Source organism: Thalassobellus citreus (assembly GCF_044385915.1).
GTDB lineage: Bacteria > Bacteroidota > Bacteroidia > Flavobacteriales > Flavobacteriaceae > Thalassobellus > Thalassobellus citreus.
In genome coordinates this window covers 165,747-188,624 of the sequence record NZ_JBISCC010000121.1, presented here as the reverse complement: position 1 = coordinate 188,624, position 22,878 = coordinate 165,747, and the positions used below count along the sequence as shown (strand labels likewise).

Below are 22,878 nucleotides of genomic sequence, written 5' to 3'. Positions count from 1 at the left end.
AAGATGAAAACGAATTCAATATTACTTTTCGTATGCTTTATAATAGTATTAACATTTTCTTCATTTATTGATGATGAGCAAGATGTTAATAGAGATAAATTTATTGTTGTTTTAGATGCAGGACATGGAGGTAGAGATCCAGGTAATTTAGGAAATGGTTATAAAGAAAAAAACATTGCTTTAAAAGTAGTGTTAGCAGTAGGTAAAGAACTAGAGAAAAACCCTAATATAAAAGTTGTTTATACACGTAAAACCGATGTTGCTGTAGATTTAAAAGAACGACCTAAAATAGCAAATAAAGCAAAAGCAGATTTGTTTGTGTCAATACATTGTAACTCGCATCATACGCAAGCTCATGGAACAGAAACTTTTGTTTTAGGAGTTGCAAATACAAAGCGTAATTTTGAAATAGCAAAAAAAGAGAACTCGGTTATTCTTCTCGAAAATGATTATGAAAAAAAGTATGAAGGATTTAACCCTAATTCGCCAGAGACTACAATTGGTTTAACTTTAATGCAAGAAGAATATACCGATCAAAGTATTCAACTGGCAAGTATTATAGAGAAGAATTTTACAAAAGGACCCAAAAGATATAGTAGAGGCGTAAAGCAGGCAAGTTTGTGGGTTATTCATCAAACGGCAATGCCAAGTGTTTTAATTGAACTAGGTTTTTTAACAAATAATAAAGAAGGTGTTTATTTAAATTCAAAAAAGGGACAACAAGAAATTTCAAAATCTGTAGTAAAGTCTATCCTAGAATATAAGGCCTCTTTAGATAATAATATTGGGGATTTTGTTGATGAAAGTGATGATGTTAATTTGGAGCCAGTTATAGAAAATGAATCTGTTTACAATGATATCACATTCAAAATTCAAATAGCAGCAAGCTCAAAAAAACTAGAAACAAAACCTTATAATTTTAAAGGTTTGAGCAATGTCTCTAGAGTTAAAGAAGGAAACTTATATAAATACTTTTATGGAAGTACTTCAAATTATAATGAAACAAAAAAATTAGCAAGCGATGCTAAAAGAAAAGGCTATGCCACTAGTTTTATTGTTGCTTTTAAAGATGATAAAAAAATATCACTAACAGAAGCTTTAAAAACAACAAGTAATTAAGTGAGTTCTTTTTAAATTTATTTTAAATTTGTACATCTAAAACATTATAGTTTGAAAATATCAAAAGAAGTTAAAGTTGCTTTATTAGTTATATCAGGAATAATCTTAGTTATTTTTGGGTTTAATTATTTAAATGGTAAAAATTTATTAGAATCAACCAACTCATATTATACAGAGTTTGATTATAACGCCTTATCAAAGGCTTCGGTTGTAACTGTTAGAGGTAACCAAGTTGGTAAAATTCAAGACATTGAATATGACTATAAAACAGGAAAAACCATTGTTACTTTTTTTGTAAATGAAGAATTAAAATTTTCAAAAAACAGTGTCGTTAAAATGTACGAAACCGGTTTAATGGGAGGCAACGGACTAGCGTTACTTATTAAAAACGATGGTGAACCAGCAAAACCAGGAGATAAATTAAAATCGACTATAGAAGTTGGTCTAGTAACAAGTCTTTCAAAAAACTTTTCAGGATTAAGTACCGATTTAAATGCAACCTTAAAAACTACAGACACCCTTATGGCTAGCTTAAACGAGCTTGTTACTGATGAATCTGATAAGGGCCTAAAACAAACGATAGCAGAATTAAACGAAACTTTAAAATCGTTTAAAAATACTTCCAATTCTGTAAATGGTTTTATTTCTGATAATAATGGAAATATTACTGCGATGTTAGAAAAATTTAAAACATCAAGTGAGAATTTAGCAGCTTTAACAACAGAATTGAAAGACGCTAATGTTGGTACTACTGTAACATCATTAAATAAAACCTTAGATAATTTAAATACTGTATTATCCAAAATAGATAGCGATAAAGGAAGTTTAGGAAAACTAATTAACGAAGAAGGTTTATATAATAATCTTGAAGGAGCAACTAAAGAAATGGAAGAGCTTCTTAGAGATATAAAACTACACCCGAAACGCTATTTTAGAGTATTATCTAAAAAAGAAATACCTTACCAAGAGGAACAAACTAACTAAATAACCAAATGGAATATATTCCTAATATAATTTTTGCTGTCTTATTAATTTTAGGGATAGGCTATTTTACTAAAAATGTAAAGACGCTTATTCGTAATATTAAATTAGGTCAAGATGTAGATGTAAGCGATAATAAATCGCAACGTTGGAAAAACATGGCAATGATAGCCTTGGGGCAAAGTAAAATGGTACGCCGCCCTGTTTCAGGGTTTTTACATGTTATTGTTTATGTAGGTTTCATAATTATAAACATTGAAGTTTTAGAGATTATAATTGACGGACTCTTTGGTACGCACAGAATAGGTTTAAGCGTATTACCACAAGCTGTTTACGGATTTTTAATAGGAGCTTTCGAGGTATTAGCTGTTTTAGTATTAGTATCTGTCACTCTTTTTTGGATTCGAAGAAACATAATAAAAATAAAACGTTTCTGGAAAAGCGAAATGACCAGTTGGCCAAAAAATGATGGTAATTACATTCTGTATTTCGAAATGGTACTAATGACCTTGTTTTTGGTTATGAATGCTACCGATATTCATTTTCAAGCAGTCAATTCAGGCAACATTATAAGTCAGTTTATAACACCTCTGTTTAGTGGTTTAACCGAAAGTACACTTCATATTATAGAACGCGGAGCATGGTGGTTACATATTATTGGTATTTTAACATTCTTAAATTACTTATATTTTTCAAAGCACCTTCATATATTATTAGCGTTTCCAAACACCTATTATGGTAAAATAGCTCCAAAAGGGCAGCTAAATAATTTAGAAGCAGTTACCAACGAAGTAAAAATGATGATGGATCCAAACATCGATCCGTTTGCAGCACCAGCTGAAGGAGCAGACGAAGAAATTCCTGCTAAATTTGGAGCCAGCGATGTGCAAGATTTAAGTTGGGTACAATTACTAAATGCCTATACCTGTACAGAATGCGGACGTTGCACAAGCGAATGTCCAGCAAACTTAACAGGTAAAAAACTATCGCCACGAAAAATAATGATGGATACCCGCGACCGTTTAGAGGAAGTCGGTAAAAATATTGATGCTAATAAAGGCGAGTTTGTAGACGATAACAAACAGTTATTAGGCGATTATATTATGCCAGAAGAACTTTGGGCATGTACCACCTGTAACGCATGTACAGAGGCTTGCCCAGTAAGTATAGATCCTTTATCCATTATTTTAGAAATGCGTCGTTATTTGGTTATGGAGCAAAGTGCAGCACCAACCGAGTTAAACAACATGATGTCTAATATCGAGAATAATGGAGCACCTTGGCCATATAATCAAATGGACAGATTAAACTGGAAAGACGAGTAAAATAATTTGGGCGTTACCCATAAAGGGTCGGGCTTTTCGCTGTATCTTTTTTGTGAAAAACAAAAAAGGATGCCGCTACAATCCCTAACGCGCAGTACAACAACCTAACAAATTAAGAACATGAGTGAAGCTTTAAAAGTGCCTACCATGGCAGATTGTATGGCAGAAGGCAGACAACCAGAAATTTTGTTCTGGGTAGGTTCGGCAGGAAGTTATGACGATAGAGCTAAAAAAATAACGAGAGCTTTTGTTAAAATATTAAACAACGCTAAGGTCGATTTTGCTGTTTTAGGAACCGAAGAAAGTTGTACAGGCGATGTTGCTAAACGCGCAGGAAACGAGTTTTTGTTTCAAATGCAAGCCGTAACCAATATAGAAGTTTTAAATGCTTACGAAGTAAAGCGCATTGTTACTGCATGTCCGCATTCTTATAATACACTTAAAAACGAGTATCCTCAACTAGGAGGAAATTACCAAGTACAACACCATACACAGTTTCTAGAAGAGTTAATCTCTACAGGACGTTTAAAAATAGAAAGCGAAAATACCTTTAAAGGCAAACGTATTACATTTCACGATCCTTGTTATTTAGGTCGTGCAAACAGTGTGTACGAAGCTCCAAGAACATTATTAAAGGCTATGGGCGTAGAATTGGTTGAAATGAAACGCCATAAAGAAACAGCATTATGTTGCGGAGCAGGAGGCGCACAAATGTTTAAAGATGCAGAAAAAGGTGATAAAGAAATTAATGTTTTACGTACAGAAGATGCGCTTAACACAAAACCAAGCATCATAGCAACAGGTTGCCCGTATTGCAACACCATGATGACCGATGGTGTAAAATTTAAAGAAAAAGAAGCAGAAATTACTGTTTTAGATGTTGCCGAATTAATTGCGAATGCTCAAAATTTATAAAAATTTAAAAATCAATAATATGCTTAAGTACACATTTCTTTTATTCATGTCTTTATGTTTTTCCAGTAACATTTTTTCTCAAGATAAAACTAAAGACGAGGTTTTGCAATTAATAGCAGAAGATACTTGTGAGTGTATAAAGAATGATAAAACTTCATTTACTTCCGATAAAACTTTAACTCAAAAAGAAGTATCATTAGGCTTATGTTTAATGAAAAGTTTTAATGAAAGAAAAAGCGAATCAAAAGAACTAGCAAATGCAGGTATGGATACTTTTGAAGCTATTGGAGAGGAAGTTGGTTTAAAAATGGTTTCTACCTGTGGTGTCGAGTTTATGTCTATATTTAGTAACGATCAATTAAGTGAAATTATTGAAGAAGATTCTCCTGCTGAACCTGTAGCAAAAAACGAAGAAGATCTTCAATTAGAAGCTCAATTAGTTGGGCTTAATAACGATGCTATATCATATTTTGAAGTTAAAGATGATTTTGATAAGTCTCATATTTTTTTAATAAACGAACAATTTGAAGGTTATCAATTATTAAAGAAGTCTAATTTTAAAAAGTCATTTAAAATTTATTATAAAGAAATAGATTTATTTGATTTGAGTGTGCGTAAGTATGTAAAAAAGAATGTTGTTAAATATTTAGAATTACTTTAATAAAAATATGTTAGTAGACTTTAATACATTACCAGAAGAATCTCGTGTTTGGATATATCAAGCAAACCGTTCGCTTACCGAACAAGAAATAGAAGAAATTCAAGGTAAAACAGAAATTTTCATTGGAAACTGGACCGCTCATGGTGGTGATTTAGAAGCTGGATATTTAATTAGATATAAGCGTTTTATAGTTCTTGGTTTAAATCAGAATTTAAATAAGGCAACAGGTTGTTCTATAGATGCTTCTGTGCGTTTTATTCAAGAGTTAGAAAAAGAATATAACATCGATTTAATGGATAAAATGAATGTGTCCTACAAACAAGGGGAATACATTGCATATAAAACCCTTACCGATTTTAGAAAGATGGCAAAAGATAAAGCCATTTCAAAAAACACCATTGTTTTTAATAACTTAGTGAATAATATTGCTGAATTTAATGAAAATTGGGAAGTCCCTGCAAGCGAAAGTTGGCACAGTCGTTTTTTAGCTAAATAATTGTTAATTCTTCTTTTTTAGAAAATATTACCAAAAAACTTGCGTTTTTTTGTATAGTTAATTGTTTTAAGTATAAGTAACAAATGTTACTTGTAAATTTAAAAAATCAATTTACATTTATTTAAAAATATTTTTGATGAAAAAGATTTATTACACAAGTTTATGCTTGTTTTTACTCAGTTTATCAACTTTTGCTCAAGATTGGACTACAAATTTTGAAGAAGCAAAGCAACAAGCTTCAGCAACAAACCAGAATATAATTTTGGTGTTTCAAGGATCCGATTGGTGCGGACCTTGTATTAAGTTAGATAAAGAAATTTGGAGTTCTCAAGAATTTCAAAAATTAGCTAAAGATCATTTTGTAATGCTTCAAGCAGATTTTCCTAGACGAAAAGCAAACAAATTACCAGAAGCATTAGCAACTCAAAATGCAAAACTGGCAGAGACTTATAATAGTCAAGGCTATTTTCCTTTGGTTGTTGTTTTAAACGCAAAAGGAGAGGTTTTAGGAAAAACTGGTTATGAAAAAATAGCACCATCTGCTTATTTTAAAAAACTAACAGCTTTTGAAAAATAGAGTAACATTTACACTTGTCTTTGTTTTTATAGTAAATATTTCTGCGTTTTCTCAACAGGTCTATAAGCGAACGCTTAAATTAATGGGCAGTCGTTTTGATATTTCAGTAGTTGCCAATTCTCAAAAAGAAGGCGAAGCATATATTGATTTAGCTGTTAATGAAATTTATAGAATTGAAAAATTAATATCATCTTGGGATGTAAACTCACAAACATCTCAAATAATTAAAAATGCAGGGATTAAACCTGTAGTGGTTGATGATGAGTTATTTCAACTTATAAAACGAGCTATTAAAATTTCAGATTTAACTAAAGGCGCATTTGATATATCGTATGCATCTATGGATAAAATTTGGAAATTTGATGGTAGTATGACGCAAATACCTTCCGCGGAAGCGATAAAAAAATCAATTGCAAAAGTTGGGTATAAAAACATTGTGCTAGACGAAAGTAATCATTCTGTCTTTTTAAAGTTAGAAGGGATGAAAATTGGTTTCGGTGCCATTGGCAAAGGCTATGCAGCAGATAAAGCCAAAGCTCTATTGATAAAAAATGGTGTAAATTCAGGTATTATAAATGCTTCGGGCGATTTAAATGCCTGGGGAAAACAACCCGATGGAAAAGATTGGATGGTTGCAATAGTTAATCCGTTAAATAAAAGCAAAGTTTTTTCATGGTTACCTGTAAGTAATGGTGCTGTTGTTACGTCTGGTAATTATGAAAAGTATGTGACCTTTAATAATGTTTTGTATTCACATATAATTGATCCTCGAACAGGGTATCCGAGTACAGGTATTTTAAGTGCTACTATTTTTACTGCAAATGCAGAGTTAGCTGATGCTTTAGCTACGTCTATTTTTGTAATGGGCGTAGATGTGGGCTTAGATTTTATAAACCAGTTAAAAGGAGTGGAGTGTATTCTTGTTGATAAGAATAATAAGCTTCAAACATCAAAAAATATAAACATAAATCAAACAAATTAATATGACAAAATTTGTAACAGTATTGTTAATTATAGTTTCATTAACCTCCTGTACGGTTGTTAAAGAGTATGAAAAAGTAAATATAAATGATCCAGATATGGCTCTAACAAAAAAAGGTTCTGATAGGTTTACAACAAACTTTCAGGTATATAGAGAAGCAGCGTCAGGAGCTAATGGCGGAAAATCTGGTGGAGGTTGTGGTTGTAATTAAGTAGTTAGTATGAAGAAAATATTAATAGTCCCAGTTTTATTTTTTGCAGCAATAGGATTTGCTCAAGAAAAACAAGAAGAAACAAATACTTATAAAAAACGTGTTTTAGAAACTACAGAGGTGGATTTTTTAACAAGTTATTATTCTCAAGACGGCAATAATGCTTCGGTTACGGGAGGAATAGGCGATGAGCATTTAACCGATTTCACACCAACATTTGTAGTAAGTGTGCCGCTAAATGATGACGATGTTTTAACTATAGATGCAGGTTTTTCTGCGTACACATCGGCATCATCAAGTAATTTAGATCCGTTTGATAGAACTAAAGAAGTAACAACATCCAATCCAGCAGCAATTTCAAGTGCATCTAGTTCTGGATCTGGAAATAATAATTCCACAACTAGAGTGGTTGCTCCAACACCATGGGCAGCGTCTTCAGGAGCTTCAAGTGGTGATGTTTGGGCTAGTATTAGTGCAGATTATAGTCATAGTTCTGATGATAGAAATACTATTGTTAATGCCGATGTGTCTTTAGCTAATGAGTTTGATTATACTTCAATTGGATTTGGTGGAGGTATAACTAAGCTTTTTAATGAAAAGAATACAACTCTAAATGTAAGTGCTAAAGTATATTTAGATGCTTGGAAACCGGTATATCCTACAGAACTAGATACTTATTTTGTAGATGCTAATGAGAATTTAAATAATAGTTTCTTTGGCAATGTTGATATATTAGATCAGAGTGGAAGTGCTATAAATAAAAATGGTAGTAATATTTGGTCTCCAGTAAAATCGCCTGTTATTAATGATAAAGCAAGAAACTCGTATTCGTTATCATTTAGTTTTTCTCAAATACTAAGTAAGAACGCACAAATTTCTTTGTTTTTTGATTTGGTTCAACAAGATGGTTGGCTATCTAACCCGATGCAACGTGTGTATTTTGGTGATGTAGATAATTATTATATAGGGAATCCAGGAGACAATAATATAAATATTGTTAATTATGATACACCTATAAATAAAGATGTATTTCAATTAGCTGATGATATAGAACGCTTACCAAGTACACGTTTTAAAATACCTGTAGGTATGCGTTTAAATTATTATTTAAATGAAATTTTTACGCTTAGAACTTATTATCGTTTTTACTCTGACGATTGGGGGATTACATCGCATACTGCTGAAATTGAATTACCTATAAAAATTTCTAGTAAGTTTACTTTATATCCATCATATCGTTATTATAATCAAACCGCAGCCGATTATTTTGCGCCATATGAAGCAAACGTGTCTACTAGCGAATTTTATACTTCAGATTATGATTTATCTAAGTTTAATGCCAATCAATATGGGTTTGGTGTGAGTTATACCGATATTTTTGCCAAAACACATATTGGTAAGTTTGGTTTAAAAAGTATCGATTTAAAATATAATAGTTACGAAAGAAACACAGGTTTAACGGCTGGTATTATTTCGGCAGGATTTAAGTTTGTAATGGATTAAATTTGTTTACAACCTTATTATAATTCTATCTTAAAGTCTTTTTATCTTCTTGTTAAAAGTGTTATTTTGGCATGATTATTAGTATAAATTATATTACTAATAATCATGCCTAATTAATACTTGCATATGCGCCTCATATATACTCTTTTTTTCTATTTCATAACACTTACAGTTGTAGCTCAAACAATTACTAATCCTTTAGGGGCTAAAGATTTTGATGCTCAAAAAAAATGGGTTGATAGTGTTTATGCGTCTATGACATTACAGGAAAAAGTAGGACAGCTGTATATGGTTCAGGTTATGTCTAACCAAGATAATATTACTAAAAACAAGGTTATTAAGTTAATAAATGATCATCATATAGGTGGTATTATTTATTCCAATGGTGGCCCCGTTAGACAAGCAAAGTTAAATAATGAGTTACAAGTACTTTCTAAAATTCCTTTATTAATAGGAATGGATGCCGAGTGGGGTTTAAGCATGCGTTTAGATTCTACCTATGCATTTCCTTGGAATATGACATTAGGAGCCATAAAAGATAACAAGCTTATTGAAGAAACAGGGAAGCATATTGGCGAGCATTGTAAGCGTTTAGGGGTTCATTTTAATTTTGCACCTGTGGTTGATATTAATACCAATCCGTTAAATCCTATTATTGGAAATCGTTCTTTTGGTGAAGATCGTGATAATGTTACTGAAAAAGCTTTGGCTTTTATGAAAGGTATGCAAGGAGCAGGTGTGTTAGCTAATGCAAAACATTTTCCAGGTCATGGCGATACCGATCAAGATTCTCATAAAACATTACCAACTATTAATTTTAATGAAAAGCGTATAGATTCTATTGAGTTATATCCTTATAAGAAACTTATAAAGGAAGGGCTTTCTAGTGTTATGGTAGCACACTTAAATGTGCCTAGTTTAGAACCTCGCGATGGCTATCCTTCATCTTTATCAAAGCATATTGTAACAGATATATTAAAAGAGCAGTTAGGTTTTCAAGGATTAATATTTACCGATGCACTTACCATGAAAGGTGCAGCAAATTTTAGTGAAACGGGCGATATAGATTTAGCAGCCTTTAAAGCAGGAAATGATGTCATGTTAATGTCTGAAGATGTTGGTATTGGCGTTTCTAAAATTATAGAAGCTTATAATAAAGGCGATATCACAGAAGCTCGTTTGGCACATTCGGTTAAAAAAATACTTCAAGCAAAATATAAAGTTGGTCTAAATAATTACGAACCTATTGGTATTCATAATTTGGTTCAAGATTTGAACAGACTAAAAGATGATATGTTGTATGAAGAGCTTATTGAAAATGCTTTAACTATTTTACAAAACAAGACAGCTATATTACCAATTCGGCAGTTAGAAACAAAAAATATAGCTTATGTTAAAATGGGAGATGCTGATGGTTCTGTATTTTTTAATGAACTAAAAAAGTACACGAAAGTACACGAAATTAAAGCCGATAACTTAGATGATTTAATGGGGCGTTTACAAACATACAATACCGTTGTTATTGGTTTCCATAAGTCTAATGAAAGCCCATGGAAAAGTTATAAGTTTACAGATAAAGAACTTGTATGGTTATATGAAATAGCTCGAAAACATACGGTTGTTTTAGATGTTTTTGCAAAACCATATGCGTTAATGGATTTAAAATCTATTGAAAATATAGAAGGTATTATAATGAGCTATCAAAATAGTAGAATAGCTCAAGAAAAATCGGCGCAACTTATTTTTGGAGCCTTAGGAGCAAAAGGACATTTACCGGTATCTGCTGGCGATAATTTTGTTGAAGGAGAAGGTATTCCTTCTTTTGGAATAAAACGTTTAGGATATACTATACCAGAACGAGTAGGAGTAAATTCAAAAAAATTAAATAAAATAGATTCTATTGCCAATATGGCTGTAAATAGAAAAATGACACCAGGGATTCAAATTTTAGTTGCTAGAGAAGGTAAGGTTATTTACAATAAGAATTTTGGAAAGCATACTTATAAGGGTAGAGAAAAAGTGTCGTTTGATGATATTTATGATGTCGCATCTTTAACCAAAATACTAGCAACCTTGCCACTTTTAATGGAATTAGAAGAACAAGGCGTAGTTACTTTAGATGATAAATTATCTAAAATATTACCAGAGTATAAAGGCTCTAATAAAGCCAATGTTACTATAAAAAAAATGTTATCGCATTATGCTAGATTAAGACCTTGGGAACCTTTTTATTACCATACATTAGATACCATAACTAAGCGTCCTAGTAAAAAGTATTATAGAAGCGAACGAAGTGCCGAATTTAATATTGAAGTATATAAAAACTTGTATTTACGTTCAGATTATCAGGATTCTATTCAGAAAATAATTAAAGATTCAGACTTACTTGAAACCTTAAGATACCGTTATAGTGATTTTCCTTATTACATTTTAAAGAAATTTATTGAGAATTATTACGACAGAACATTAGATGAGTTAGTACAAAGACATTTTTATAAATCATTGGGAGCTAATAACACCATGTATAATCCTTATAGAAGAATAAGTAATAAAAAGATTGTACCTACTGAAATTGATGATTATTACAGGCATCAAAAAGTACAAGGGTATGTACATGATATGGGAGCAGCTATGCAAAATGGCGTAGGCGGACACGCAGGTGTATTTAGTAATGCCAATGACGTAGCTAAAATTATGCAAATGTATTTGCAAAAAGGTTTTTACGGAGGTAAACAATATTTTAATTCAGAAACCTTTGATAAATTTAATACCTGTTATTATTGTGAAAACAATAATAGAAGAGGAATTGGTTTTGATAAACCTCAATTAAGTGATGAAGGGCCTACTTGTGGGTGTGTGTCAATGACCAGCTTTGGGCATTCTGGCTTTACAGGAACTTATGCTTGGGCAGATCCAGATGCTGAAATTGTATATGTGTTTTTAGCAAATAGAACCTATCCAAATGCAGGTAAAAATCTATTGTTAAAAGAAAATATTAGAACAGAAATACAACGCTTAATTTACGAAGCGATTGAAGAATAAAAAAAGTTAGTCTTGAAAATTTAGAATAAATTTTTATGAAAATAGGTATTGTTTGTTATCCAACATTTGGAGGTAGTGGTGTAGTTGCTACAGAGTTAGGCTTAGAACTTTCTAAACGCGGACATGAAGTGCATTTTATCACCTATAATCAACCTGTGCGGTTAGAGTTAATAAGTAATAATGTGCATTATCATGAAGTAAATGTGCCAGAGTACCCATTGTTTCATTATCAGCCTTATGAGTTGGCTTTATCTAGTAAGTTAGTAGATATGGTTAAGCTTCATAAAATTGAAATATTACATGTGCATTATGCAATTCCGCACGCTTATGCGGCGTATATGGCTAAAAAAATGCTAATAGAAGAAGATGTTTATGTACCCATTGTTACAACCTTGCATGGTACCGATATTACGCTTGTTGGAAGTCACCCTTTTTATAAACCAGCTGTAACATTTAGTATTAATAAATCAGATGCAGTAACTACAGTTTCTCAAAGCTTAAAAGACGATACTTTACGGTTGTTTGACATAAAAAACGATATTTCTGTAGTGCCTAATTTTATTGATTTAGATAAGTATAATCATAATTTCACAGATTGTCAGCGTGCTATGATGGCAAATGATGATGAAAAAATAATTACACATATTAGTAATTTACGACCTGTAAAACGGGCACAAGATGTTATTTCTATTTTTTATAATATTCAAAAAGAAATGCCTGCAAAGTTAATGTTGGTAGGCGAAGGTCCAGATCGAGAACAAATAGAGATTCGTTGTCAAGAATTAGGTATTTTAGATAAAGTAATTTTCTTTGGAAGAAGTAATGAAATTGATAAAATTCTTTGTTTTAGTGATTTGTTTTTATTGCCTTCAGAAACTGAAAGTTTTGGTTTAGTAGCATTAGAAGCTATGGCTTCTGGTGTACCTGTTATATCAAGTAATACAGGTGGTATACCAGAAGTTAACATTCATGGTGTTTCTGGGTTCTTAAGTAATGTTGGTGATGTAGATGATATGACTAAAAACGCATTGCATATTTTAAGTGATTCAGAGCGTTTAAAAACATTTAAAAAGAATGCTAGAACAGAAGCTTTAAAATTCGATTTACACGCCATAGTACCACAATACGAAGCTATTTATGAGGATACTTTAGCTAAATGCCTCGTATTGTAGTAATGTTGTTATATGGTTTTGGTACGCTTTAACTTTTTTTGAATTTTTTTTATTGCAGATTCAATTGATTTTTCGGGTTCAATAATATTGTATTCTCCCCAAAATTCGGGGTCTGAAAAACCAGAAGTTTCATCAGTTAAAATCGTGGTTGGCCTAATAATGTTTTCTCTTATTCTTGCGAACTTGGTGTCATTAGTTTTCCAATCTGTTATAGCCATTTCGCTATTTAAGGTGTATATACTATTAAAAAGTTTTCCTTTCCAATTTACTTTAAATGTTAGTAAAATATTACTATAGGCATAATGCCATTTTCCATTTTGTGTTCTATAGTTAACTCTGTAAGTCGCTTGAGTAGGGTATACATCAACTTTTCTTGGTTTTTTACGAATGTACATACGGCTAGAAAGTTCTTTGTTTTCCACATTTAAACTGTAAACAGCATTTGTTAAGGCTAAGGTTTCAGAATCTATATAGAGTTTGCCATAATATAGAGGTGTAGTAACACCCAACTTTTGTTTAAAGTTTACCACATAAACCATGTTTTTGTTTATTTGGGTAGATGTATCAAAACTAAAATCATATAAATCTATATCTTCTTTATCAAAAATATACTCTGGGTATTTTATAATATCAGTATATAAGTTGCTAAAAGGACCTCCTTGAAGCTTAATAGCTAGTGTATCTAGTTTAGTATAATCAGTTTTTTTTCTAGATTTTATTAATTCGATTCCATCTCTTTTTACACTACCATAAGGACTCTTATGTATTTGCACAACAGCTTCAGATAAAGAAGCATTTTTTCTTCTTTTCTTTATGGTTTCTCTGTAAAAGGCCGTCATTAAAGCATTGTTGTTATTGTAATTAGAGCTTTTGTTTTTTAGAGTCTCTTTTAAAAGTGCCTTGGCATCTGTATAAGTAGCAATACTAATAGGAGTTAGTTCTGTTACAGCTTGTGTTAATTTGATTTTTTGATTACTTTTTAATGTAGAAATTAAGATTTCTTCTTTTTGATACCCTAAACGAGAAATCGTAAGTATGTCATTATTTAGAGTAATAGGTATTTTTAAAACAAATTCACCATCTGTATTAGAAATGGTACTGATATTTGAATCTTTAATAACTAAATCTGTAAATATTAATGGGTCATTTGTTTTACTGTCAATTACTTTACCTTTAATTTCAGTAAATGAATCTATAGTTTGTCCATTTATGTTTAAAATATTACATAAAAAGAACGCGCTAAATACTGTAAGTGTTAAGAATAGCTTGTTTTTCATGACTTATTTAGTTTTATAAAAAATTAACGTCTATTAAATTACGAAAAACCAAGCATAAAACATACTGTATTATGTTAATTTTAACTTTAATGTGTTGTTTTGTAATGTGTTATATTGATTATGAAAAGTAAAAAGGCGCTTAAATCAGAAATGATTCAAGTGCCTTAAATAAAAGTTAGAAGGTAACGTTATTTAGTAGGTTTCATTTAAATCGCTATCTGTCAAAGTTTTCATAAAAGCAATAATACTTGCCTGTTCTTCTTCAGATAAATCTAAATTATCAAAAGGTAAGGTTTGATGTGGTAAATCGAAACCTAAACCAGCACCGCCACCTTGATTGTAAAAGTCCATAACTTCATCTAAAGTAGTATATACACCATTGTGCATGTAAGGAGCAGTTAAAGTTACATTTCGGATAGTTGGTGTTTTAAACATTCCTTTATGTATATCTTCTTTGTAGAATGAATAAAAACCTAAATCGTCATCTAATTGTTTGTTTTTAGCTGTTTTGGGAACACCAATAACTTCTTTTTCTGTTTCGTTAAAGAATGGAGGTACTGTTCCATTTGTTAGCGGGATAAAATGACATGTTGCGCATAATGCTTTTCCTGTAAAAAGATTGTAGCCTTGTTTTTCTTCATCTGAAAAAGTATTTTCTTCACCTCTAATATTTTTATCAAATTTTGAATTAAACCCATTTAGTGTTGAAACATATGAGGAGATTGCTCTTATGACTTCTGTATTTTTTTTAGGAATTTTTCCAAAAGCATCTTTAAATAATTTAATATAGGTAGAATCTGTTAAAATAGCATTTGAGAATTTATGAACATTGGTGTTAAACTCCTTATTGTTAGTAAATACAGATGAAATTTGGTCTATTAGATTGTTAGATCTACCGTCTAAAAAGAAGTTTTTTTGAAAAACAGAATTTATAAGTGTAGGCGTATTTCTTTGTAAATGGTTGCCTTTGTTATCTAAATCAAGCGCAACATTTGTTGTGTAGCCCTTACTAGGCAAATGACATGTAATGCATGCTAGTTTTCCGCTTGTAGACAGTTTTGGATCTGAAAACAGTTTTTTGCCTAATTTTATTTGCTTTTCTGTTGGATTTTTATTGATTGATGGTGTGAAGTAATTTATATTAAACGTATTGTTTTCAAAAAAAGTGGGCGCGTCAAAATTAAATGGTGTGGTGTTTATTGGGTCCCAAATATCGCACGTTTTTCTGATTTCGATCCAATTTCTAGTAATAGGATTCATGTAATCTCGCGTAAACGTAAACCTGTCAAAAGTATTAAAGTCTTCATTCTTTTTAATAAAAGCGATGGCTTTTAATAGATTGTTTTCGAAGGTGTCATCTAAAGCTTTGTTTTTCTTTTTTATAATAGGTCTAAGTGTATTCTTATAAATGGTTTTTAAGCTTTTTAATGATACAATGGTTTCATGAATCCCTAAATGGCTTATAGGGGTGTCGAAGCCAGTAATTGCTAAGCTTACAATTCTAAATAATTGCTGATGTATGGCTATAAAAAATCGTTGCGGATTTAGTTCTCTTTTTTCTACCTCAGTTTTAAGCACATGCAACATGCCTTTTTGAACAGATAATTCTTGCTTAAAATCGACTAAGGGCGTCTCCTGATCGTAAATGCCTTCTTCAATTTTTTGATAGCCTATTGGTTTTATGACTTTGCCGCTATCGTCCATATAAATAGGAAGTGCTGGACCGTTTGTACGATGTCCAACTTCTGGATTTAAATAGGAAGCATATGGTTCTGCTTTTTTAAAGGCTTCTCTAGATAAGGCGAAATATTTTTTAGCATTATTACCTTTCATGCCTTCGGTTTCTAAACTATCTATATATGCTATTGCGATATCAATATTTTTTAAATAATAGTTTTGAGCAAAAGACCAATTAACAACAGGTATGCTGTCTTTTTTTTTGTTACAGGCGCTTATTGTTATGAACGCTAAGAAGAGAATAAATATTTTAAAATTTTGATACATAACTAGAATGAGAATTTTTATAAATAAAAGAATCTTCATTGTAAAAATGAAGATTCTTTAAAGTGTAATATTTTTTTTGTTTTATCTAGGTAAACCTTTTAATAAAACAATTTGACCACCTTGATTATGAGGTAAACTAGTTGTTGAAAACTCATCACTTCTCCAGTAATGAGGTTGTAGATTTAATAAGAATGTATCTGGCACACCTAACTTATCAGAAATATCTATTAAAGCACCAAACTCACCAGAAAAGTCAGAACTTCCTGTTGGAGATAAGTTGCTATTGATTTTTAATTCTAAAACAACTTTAGCATTATTACCATCTAAATCTGTTTGATAAATTTGAGCAGCGTGTCCTCTACTAAAAGAATTAGGATCTTCTTGAATGTAAATAAAGTTTTCGGTAACACAAATATTATCAGGGCTTTGAAGCGCTGCAATGTTTCCGTCTTTATTATTCGTGTCTGTATTTCCGCTTATAACTTGAGTTAATTTGGCTTCTAAAGGATTTGTTTCATTTAAAACTAATTTATAAACAGTTCCCCAATCGTTGTATGTGCCTGCACCAGGACCTTTTCCAGTAACATTAAAATATACTTGTCTTCCATTGGCGGTATCACTACCTTTTTTATAATCAACATCTTCTACACGCATAAATTGAGAAGCGTTTACATTTGTACAAGCAGTTTCCATTTCGTCTTTTGTTAAAGAAGCTCCGTCAACTATTTCTACAAATTCGACATCGTAAGTTTTGCCAAAATCAAGGCTTCCTTCGTTATATGTTGTATTAGCAGTAGCATCAATAATACCACCAGAACCGTCAGAAATTTGTTTGAATTTTAAAACATAAATTTTTCCATTTTCTAAATCAGCATCACCATTTTCAGAATAGTACATGGTTACTTGGCCTTCAGATCCGCTAGAATCATCATCACCACCAATAATAATCGTTTTTCCTGAAAACGCATCTTTTGGTAATGGTACTGCGTTTTCCCATGAAAATTGCCCTAAAGCATCTAGTCCAAAATCAGCAGTTGGTGTTGGGGTTTCAATCCAAGGATCAATACCTTTTACAACATAATGAATAGATTCAGAAGCCGATAAAAATAAGTCTTTATCTCCACCATGAATAGCTTTTTCCCACATGGTTCCAGAACATTGTCTAGCCATATCTGCTACACCATTATTTAATAACCATTCTCCGTTAACTGGAGTTAAGTCTTTATCAAGGTGAATTCTAGATACAGCATGATCGTCTTCAGCGTTTACTACATAAATATAATTTTCTCCGTCTTTTAAAAATCCTGCACCATCTTGTGCACCTACAAGACGAAACCCGTCAGAAAGCACATCAGTAGAACTAATTAAAGAAAAGGTTTCTACAGTGCTAAAATCTGAATGCATTTTTACTAATGGATCTAATGAAGATTTATTAGAAAACATATCTATAGAAGGTGTGAAATCTTCTCCATTCTCTCCATCTTCCCCGTCAACACCATCTTTTCCGTCAACACCGTTAATACCGTCTTTACCATCTTCAATATCACAACTAACTAGTATAGTCGATGATGAGGTTAAAACAAAAAGTAATACAAATAGTTTAAGTAATTTGTTCATGATTTAATTTTATAATTTTTGGTTAATTAATCTTTGCCAAAACTATAATTTGAATTGATGTTTATTGTTAAGCAATTAAGGTGGTTTAATTAACTATGGGTTATTGTAAAGTTATCTATGTTAAAAGAACATTAATATGAATAATGATTCTAAATAAGCGGGTTTTTTAGGTATAAGATAAAATACTGATACTTGTTTTTTTTTTATTTAATTCTTAACTAAATTTTTAGAATTTCAAAATTGATTAACTCTATATTTGTAGTCTAATTTTTTCTAATTTTCAATATGCAAACCGATTGTATTTCATTTAAAAAAACAGGCTATTTTTCTTCCTTAATTTGTGATTATTTAGAAGAAAAGTTAGAATTGAAGCCGTTTTATGAAAGGTTTCCAATAATAGAAAATTTTAAAACTCAAATTGAAGAAAAACAAGCGTCGTTTCAATTACAATCGCGTACTGCTTTAGTTGAAGCGTTATCAAATCAATACAAAACATTAGAAGCTTCAGAATTAACGCTTCAACATATTAAAAGCTTACAATTAGAAAATACTTTTACTGTAACTACAGGGCATCAGCTAAATTTATTTACAGGACCGCTTTATTTTTTATATAAGATTGTATCAACAATAAACTTATCAAATCAATTAAAAGAAAAATATCCTGAATCTAATTTTGTGCCTATTTATTGGATGGCTACTGAAGATCATGATTTTGAAGAAATAAACTATTTCAATTTTAAAGGAAAGAAAGTACATTGGAATAAAGACGCTAGTGGAGCGGTAGGAGATTTAAATACAGGCGGGTTAGAAGCTGTTTTTAATTTATTATCAAAAGAATTAGGTACCACCAAAAATGCCGAATATTTAAAAAAACTTTTTGAGAAAGCTTATTTAAAACATCAAAACTTAGCCGATGCCACGCGTTTTTTAGCTAATGAATTATTTAAAGACTACGGATTAGTTATTATTGACGCTAATGATAAAGGTTTAAAAAAGCAATTCATTCCTTTTATAGAAGATGAATTATTGAATCAAACATCTTTTAAAGAAGTATCTGAAACCAATAAGCGAATTAGTGCATTACCTAACGAATCTTATGGGATTCAGGTAAACCCTAGAGACATAAATTTATTTTATTTAAAAGAAAATTTAAGAGAACGCATTGTTTTTGAAGATGGTATTTATAAAGTACTTAATACAGATATACAATGGAGCAAGAGTGAAATACTAAAAGAAGTGTTAGACTTCCCTGAAAGGTTTTCACCTAATGTTATTATGCGTCCGTTATATCAAGAAGTTATTTTACCAAACCTTTGTTATGTAGGTGGTGGCGGTGAAATTGCATATTGGTTTCAATTAAAGCAATTTTTTAATAAAGTGAACGTGCCATTTCCAATGCTGCTTTTGCGGAATTCGGTTTTAATTAAATCAGAGAGTCAATCTAAAAAACTTCAAAATCTAAACATTTCTGATGAAGATGTGTTTTTAAAGCGAGATACTTTTATTAATAAAAAAGTAAGAGAAATATCGAATATAGAAATTGATTTTTCTAAACAAAAAGAAACCTTAGAGAATCAGTTTGAAGCATTGTTTAAACTTGCCGAACAAACTGATAAATCTTTTTTAGGCGCTGTAAAAGCTCAAGAAGTTAAGCAGATAAAAGGACTCGAAACACTAGAAAAACGCTTGCTTAAAGCTCAAAAAAAGAAATTGTCAGATCAAGTTTTAAGAATGACTGATATTCAAAATGAGTTGTTTCCTAATCAAAGTTTACAAGAGCGTAATACAAACTTCTCTGAATTTTACTTAGAATATGGAGACCAATTAATCCCTAAACTTATAGAAACCTTAAAGCCTTTACAAGGCGAATTTATCATATTAACATTATAATCAATGCACAAAATAGATATTGAATTAGTTGAAATGACTATGGATATTATGAAATATGCCATTAGCAGAATTTCTGAAACTAATCCAAAAATTGGAAAACCCAAAAAAGAAGCAGAGCTTAAAGCTTTAGTAGGAGAGACTATAACCGAAGATGGTATTGGCGGAGAGAACGCATTAAAATTATGGAAAAAACATTTAATGAAAGCCAATGTTCCTGTAGATCATCCTAGGAATTTAGCTTTCGTACCAGCAGCTCCAACAAGAGCAGCTATTATGTTCGATTTAGTAACATCGGCTTCTAGTATACATGGCGCGTATTGGATGGAAGGTGCAGGTGGTATTTTTTGCGAAAACGAAGCCATGAAATGGATTGTCTCTTTAACAGGTATGCCAGAAGGCGCTTTTGGAGTATTTACTAGTGGTGGTACGGCAGCAAATTTATCTGCTATGGTTACGGCTCGTGAACATTGGAGAGAAAATGACAATTTTAAAGGCGAAAAAGGACTTATTATTACATCTATTGGAGCGCATTCGTCTATTAAATCTATGGCAAAAGTTATTGATGTCGATGTTTTTTTAGTTGATACAGAAGATGTATTACATGGTAAAGAATTACAAGAAGCTATAGATTCTCTAACAGAAGATCAACGCAAGCGTTTATTTGCTGTTGTAGGTACAGGAGGTACAACCAATGCAGGTATTATTGATGATTTAGAAGGTATTGCTACTATTTGCGAAAAAGAAAATTTATGGTTTCATATTGATGCAGCTTATGGTGGTGGTGCTTTGGCAGCTGACTCTGTAAGACATTTATTTAACGGTGTTGAAAAAGCTGATAGTATTACTATAGATCCTCATAAATGGATGTTTTCACCATACGATTGTGGTGCTGTTATTTATAAAGAACCAGAATTAGCTAAAAATGCGCATTCACAACAAGGATCTTATTTAGATATTTTTAAAGACGAAGGTGCTCACGGGTTTAATCCAACCGATTATCAAATACAATTAACACGTCGTGTTAGAGGGTTGCCTTTGTGGTTTTCTTTAGCCATGCATGGTACAGATAGATACAAAGAAGCCGTAGAGCGCGGTCTGGAATTAGCACAAATCGCAGGTAAAATGATTGAAGAAAACCCACATGTTGAGTTAGTACGAGAACCTAGTTTATCTTGTGTTTTATACAGAAGAATAGGATGGAAACTTGAAGATTATACACATTGGACTTATGAGAACCACAAAAATGGTTTTGCTTTAGTAACACCTACTAAATGGAAAAACGGCGATGCTTTTGAAACCGTATCGCGCTTTTGTTTTATCAACCCAGACACCACAGAAAAAGACATTGAAATGATTTTAGATTCAATGCAATAAAAATTTATTTAAAAAATTACGAATCCAAATTCGTCAATATAAAATCAATTACTATTTTTGCGCATGCAACACGACAAGGTATTAATTTTAGACTTCGGATCGCAATACACACAACTTATTGCCCGTAGAGTTAGAGAACTCAACATATACTCCGAAATACACCCATTTAACAAAATTCCAACCAATATAGAAAGCTATAAAGCTATTATACTTTCTGGTAGTCCAAACTCTGTAAGAGGCGAGGACGCTTTACATCCAGATTTATCTGAAATTCGAGGAAAAAAACCAATGCTAGCCGTATGTTACGGTGCGCAGTATTTAGCTCATTTTTCAGGAGGTAATGTAGCACCGTCTAATACAAGAGAGTACGGGCGTGCTAATTTATCGTTTATAAAAAGTGATGAAGCTTTCTTTTCTAATATAAACGAAGGAAGCCAAGTATGGATGAGTCATAGTGATACTATTAAACAATTACCAACCAATGGTGTTTTAATAGCAAGTACTAATGATGTTGAAAATGCAGCTTATAAAATTGAAGGTGAAACCACTTATGCTATTCAGTTTCACCCAGAAGTATATCATTCAACAGATGGAAAACAATTATTAGAAAACTTTTTAGTTAAAATAGCAGGTTTACATCAAGATTGGACACCAGATTCTTTTGTTGAAGAAACCGTAGAAGCCATTCAAGAAAAAGTAGGAAACGACAAAGTTGTACTAGGTTTATCTGGTGGAGTAGATTCTACAGTAGCAGCTGTACTTTTAAATAAAGCTATTGGCAAGAATTTATATTGTATTTTCGTTAATAACGGACTGCTTCGTAAAAACGAATTTCAAAGTGTGTTAAATCAGTACGAAGGCATGGGACTTAACGTAAAAGGCGTTGATGCTTCTGAAAGATTCCTAGCAGCATTAAAAGGTATTGAAGATCCTGAGAAAAAACGTAAAGCTATTGGTAATGCTTTTATTGAAGTTTTTGATGATGAAGCACATAAATTAGAAGACGTAAAATGGTTAGCACAAGGAACCATTTACCCAGATGTTATTGAAAGTGTTTCTGCCACTGGAGGGCCTTCGGCAACTATTAAAAGTCATCATAATGTTGGTGGGTTGCCAGATTTTATGAAACTTAAAATTGTAGAACCACTTCGTGCTATTTTTAAAGATGAAGTAAGACGTGTTGGAGCTACTTTAGGGATTGATCCAGAGCTTTTAGGTCGCCATCCATTTCCAGGACCAGGATTAGGAATTCGCATTTTAGGAGATATTACTGCCGAAAAAGTAACCATGCTTCAAGAAGTTGATGCTATTTTTATTAACGGATTAAAAGAATGGGGCTTGTATGACAAAGTTTGGCAAGCAGGCGCTATGTTACTACCCGTAAATAGTGTTGGTGTTATGGGCGATGAACGTACTTACGAAAAATGTGTAGCACTTAGAGCGGTTGAAAGTACAGATGGAATGACTGCAGATTGGGTAAACTTACCTTACGAGTTTCTTCAAAAAACATCAAACGATATAATAAATAAAGTAAAAGGCGTTAATAGAGTAGTTTACGATATCAGTTCAAAACCACCAGCAACCATCGAGTGGGAATAAAACATACCGTGACTTTTTAATCTATTTTGTGTCTTATAAAGTATAGTTGTAACAATCAATTTTATTGAAGGATTTTGGGCGTTCCAATATTTACAAACTATATTTATTAATTTTAAGTTGACTTATTTATACA

The 22,878-nt window shown here is 31.7% G+C and carries 18 protein-coding genes; 15 read left to right on the top strand and 3 right to left on the bottom strand.

Translation table 11 applies throughout. From position 1 onward, the window contains the following. Window positions 1-3: 3 nt before the first annotated feature. The 12 genes from ACH5TX_RS06935 to bshA all read left to right on the top strand — a co-directional run bounded on the left by ACH5TX_RS06935 (window position 4) and on the right by bshA (window position 12,984). Window positions 4-1,119 carry an N-acetylmuramoyl-L-alanine amidase family protein gene (locus tag ACH5TX_RS06935; protein WP_439338805.1) on the top strand — a complete coding sequence of 372 codons (1,116 nt, stop codon included), beginning with the start codon at window positions 4-6 and terminating at the stop codon, window positions 1,117-1,119. A 51-nt stretch (window positions 1,120-1,170) separates the two neighbouring features. Further along, window positions 1,171-2,103, top strand: coding sequence for an MlaD family protein (locus tag ACH5TX_RS06930; protein WP_439338804.1), 933 nt, complete (start codon window positions 1,171-1,173; stop codon window positions 2,101-2,103). 8 nt (window positions 2,104-2,111) lie between these two features. After that, entirely contained in the window at window positions 2,112-3,425 is a 1,314-nt protein-coding gene (locus ACH5TX_RS06925; protein ID WP_439338803.1) for a 4Fe-4S dicluster domain-containing protein, read from the top strand. A 120-nt stretch (window positions 3,426-3,545) separates the two neighbouring features. After that, window positions 3,546-4,340 (top strand): (Fe-S)-binding protein, encoded by a 795-nt coding sequence (locus ACH5TX_RS06920; RefSeq protein WP_439338802.1) that lies wholly within the window; start codon window positions 3,546-3,548, stop codon window positions 4,338-4,340. A 19-nt stretch (window positions 4,341-4,359) separates the two neighbouring features. Then, on the top strand, window positions 4,360-5,001 hold the full coding sequence (locus ACH5TX_RS06915) for a hypothetical protein (protein WP_439338801.1): 642 nt from the start codon (window positions 4,360-4,362) through the stop codon (window positions 4,999-5,001). Between the two features lie 7 nt (window positions 5,002-5,008). Beyond that, window positions 5,009-5,497, top strand: a complete 489-nt coding sequence (locus tag ACH5TX_RS06910; protein ID WP_439338800.1) for an ABC transporter ATPase — start codon at window positions 5,009-5,011, stop codon at window positions 5,495-5,497. Between the two features lie 136 nt (window positions 5,498-5,633). Beyond that, window positions 5,634-6,074, top strand: a complete 441-nt coding sequence (locus ACH5TX_RS06905) for a thioredoxin family protein (RefSeq protein WP_439338799.1) — start codon at window positions 5,634-5,636, stop codon at window positions 6,072-6,074. Continuing rightward, complete coding sequence (locus tag ACH5TX_RS06900; RefSeq protein WP_439338798.1) at window positions 6,064-7,056, top strand: FAD:protein FMN transferase; 993 nt, start codon at window positions 6,064-6,066, stop codon at window positions 7,054-7,056. Before ACH5TX_RS06905 ends, ACH5TX_RS06900 begins: the two co-directional genes overlap by 11 nt. Before the next feature lies 1 nt (window position 7,057). Then, window positions 7,058-7,267: a DUF4266 domain-containing protein gene (locus ACH5TX_RS06895; RefSeq protein ID WP_439338797.1), complete on the top strand. Its 210-nt coding sequence runs from the start codon at window positions 7,058-7,060 to the stop codon at window positions 7,265-7,267. A gap of 9 nt (window positions 7,268-7,276) precedes the next feature. Beyond that, the gene (locus ACH5TX_RS06890) at window positions 7,277-8,770 is read left to right on the top strand and encodes a DUF3570 domain-containing protein (protein WP_439338796.1); all 1,494 of its coding nucleotides are present in this window, start codon (window positions 7,277-7,279) and stop codon (window positions 8,768-8,770) included. 126 nt (window positions 8,771-8,896) lie between these two features. Further along, a complete protein-coding gene (locus tag ACH5TX_RS06885; protein ID WP_439338795.1) occupies window positions 8,897-11,812 on the top strand; it encodes a serine hydrolase domain-containing protein in 2,916 nt (971 codons plus the stop codon). Between the two features lie 35 nt (window positions 11,813-11,847). Continuing rightward, window positions 11,848-12,984, top strand: a complete 1,137-nt coding sequence (gene bshA / locus ACH5TX_RS06880; RefSeq protein WP_439338794.1) for an N-acetyl-alpha-D-glucosaminyl L-malate synthase BshA — start codon at window positions 11,848-11,850, stop codon at window positions 12,982-12,984. Between the two features lie 8 nt (window positions 12,985-12,992). Here the strand turns inward: bshA and ACH5TX_RS06875 are convergent, their stop codons facing one another. The 3 genes from ACH5TX_RS06875 to ACH5TX_RS06865 all read right to left on the bottom strand — a co-directional run bounded on the left by ACH5TX_RS06875 (window position 12,993) and on the right by ACH5TX_RS06865 (window position 17,882). Continuing rightward, on the bottom strand, window positions 12,993-14,261 hold the full coding sequence (locus ACH5TX_RS06875; RefSeq protein ID WP_439338793.1) for a carboxypeptidase-like regulatory domain-containing protein: 1,269 nt from the start codon (window positions 14,259-14,261) through the stop codon (window positions 12,993-12,995). Between the two features lie 192 nt (window positions 14,262-14,453). Then, the gene (locus tag ACH5TX_RS06870; protein WP_439338792.1) at window positions 14,454-16,265 is read right to left on the bottom strand and encodes a cytochrome c peroxidase; all 1,812 of its coding nucleotides are present in this window, start codon (window positions 16,263-16,265) and stop codon (window positions 14,454-14,456) included. 81 nt (window positions 16,266-16,346) lie between these two features. Beyond that, complete coding sequence (locus tag ACH5TX_RS06865) at window positions 16,347-17,882, bottom strand: PhoX family protein (RefSeq protein ID WP_439338791.1); 1,536 nt, start codon at window positions 17,880-17,882, stop codon at window positions 16,347-16,349. A 285-nt stretch (window positions 17,883-18,167) separates the two neighbouring features. Here ACH5TX_RS06865 and bshC point away from each other — a divergent pair, with 285 nt between their 5' ends. From bshC to guaA, 3 genes are all read left to right on the top strand, one after another. Then, window positions 18,168-19,772, top strand: a complete 1,605-nt coding sequence (gene bshC, locus ACH5TX_RS06860; protein ID WP_439338790.1) for a bacillithiol biosynthesis cysteine-adding enzyme BshC — start codon at window positions 18,168-18,170, stop codon at window positions 19,770-19,772. Between the two features lie 3 nt (window positions 19,773-19,775). Next, the gene (locus tag ACH5TX_RS06855) at window positions 19,776-21,146 is read left to right on the top strand and encodes a pyridoxal phosphate-dependent decarboxylase family protein (protein ID WP_439338789.1); all 1,371 of its coding nucleotides are present in this window, start codon (window positions 19,776-19,778) and stop codon (window positions 21,144-21,146) included. 63 nt (window positions 21,147-21,209) lie between these two features. Continuing rightward, window positions 21,210-22,745: a glutamine-hydrolyzing GMP synthase gene (gene guaA / locus ACH5TX_RS06850; protein ID WP_439338788.1), complete on the top strand. Its 1,536-nt coding sequence runs from the start codon at window positions 21,210-21,212 to the stop codon at window positions 22,743-22,745. Window positions 22,746-22,878 lie beyond the last annotated feature (133 nt).

What these genes read in the sequence shown, in the direction of transcription:
- ACH5TX_RS06935 (WP_439338805.1), top strand. Translation starts at nt 4, where the DNA reads ATGAAAACGAATTCAATATTACTTTTCGTATGCTTTATAATAGTATTA.
- ACH5TX_RS06925 (WP_439338803.1), top strand. Translation starts at nt 2,112, where the DNA reads ATGGAATATATTCCTAATATAATTTTTGCTGTCTTATTAATTTTAGGG.
- ACH5TX_RS06920 (WP_439338802.1), top strand. Translation starts at nt 3,546, where the DNA reads ATGAGTGAAGCTTTAAAAGTGCCTACCATGGCAGATTGTATGGCAGAA.
- ACH5TX_RS06915 (WP_439338801.1), top strand. Translation starts at nt 4,360, where the DNA reads ATGCTTAAGTACACATTTCTTTTATTCATGTCTTTATGTTTTTCCAGT.
- ACH5TX_RS06910 (WP_439338800.1), top strand. Translation starts at nt 5,009, where the DNA reads ATGTTAGTAGACTTTAATACATTACCAGAAGAATCTCGTGTTTGGATA.
- ACH5TX_RS06905 (WP_439338799.1), top strand. Translation starts at nt 5,634, where the DNA reads ATGAAAAAGATTTATTACACAAGTTTATGCTTGTTTTTACTCAGTTTA.
- ACH5TX_RS06895 (WP_439338797.1), top strand. Translation starts at nt 7,058, where the DNA reads ATGACAAAATTTGTAACAGTATTGTTAATTATAGTTTCATTAACCTCC.
- ACH5TX_RS06890 (WP_439338796.1), top strand. Translation starts at nt 7,277, where the DNA reads ATGAAGAAAATATTAATAGTCCCAGTTTTATTTTTTGCAGCAATAGGA.
- ACH5TX_RS06885 (WP_439338795.1), top strand. Translation starts at nt 8,897, where the DNA reads ATGCGCCTCATATATACTCTTTTTTTCTATTTCATAACACTTACAGTT.
- bshA (WP_439338794.1), top strand. Translation starts at nt 11,848, where the DNA reads ATGAAAATAGGTATTGTTTGTTATCCAACATTTGGAGGTAGTGGTGTA.
- ACH5TX_RS06875 (WP_439338793.1), bottom strand. Translation starts at nt 14,261, where the DNA reads ATGAAAAACAAGCTATTCTTAACACTTACAGTATTTAGCGCGTTCTTT.
- ACH5TX_RS06870 (WP_439338792.1), bottom strand. Translation starts at nt 16,265, where the DNA reads ATGTATCAAAATTTTAAAATATTTATTCTCTTCTTAGCGTTCATAACA.
- ACH5TX_RS06865 (WP_439338791.1), bottom strand. Translation starts at nt 17,882, where the DNA reads ATGAACAAATTACTTAAACTATTTGTATTACTTTTTGTTTTAACCTCA.
- bshC (WP_439338790.1), top strand. Translation starts at nt 18,168, where the DNA reads ATGCAAACCGATTGTATTTCATTTAAAAAAACAGGCTATTTTTCTTCC.
- ACH5TX_RS06855 (WP_439338789.1), top strand. Translation starts at nt 19,776, where the DNA reads ATGCACAAAATAGATATTGAATTAGTTGAAATGACTATGGATATTATG.
- guaA (WP_439338788.1), top strand. Translation starts at nt 21,210, where the DNA reads ATGCAACACGACAAGGTATTAATTTTAGACTTCGGATCGCAATACACA.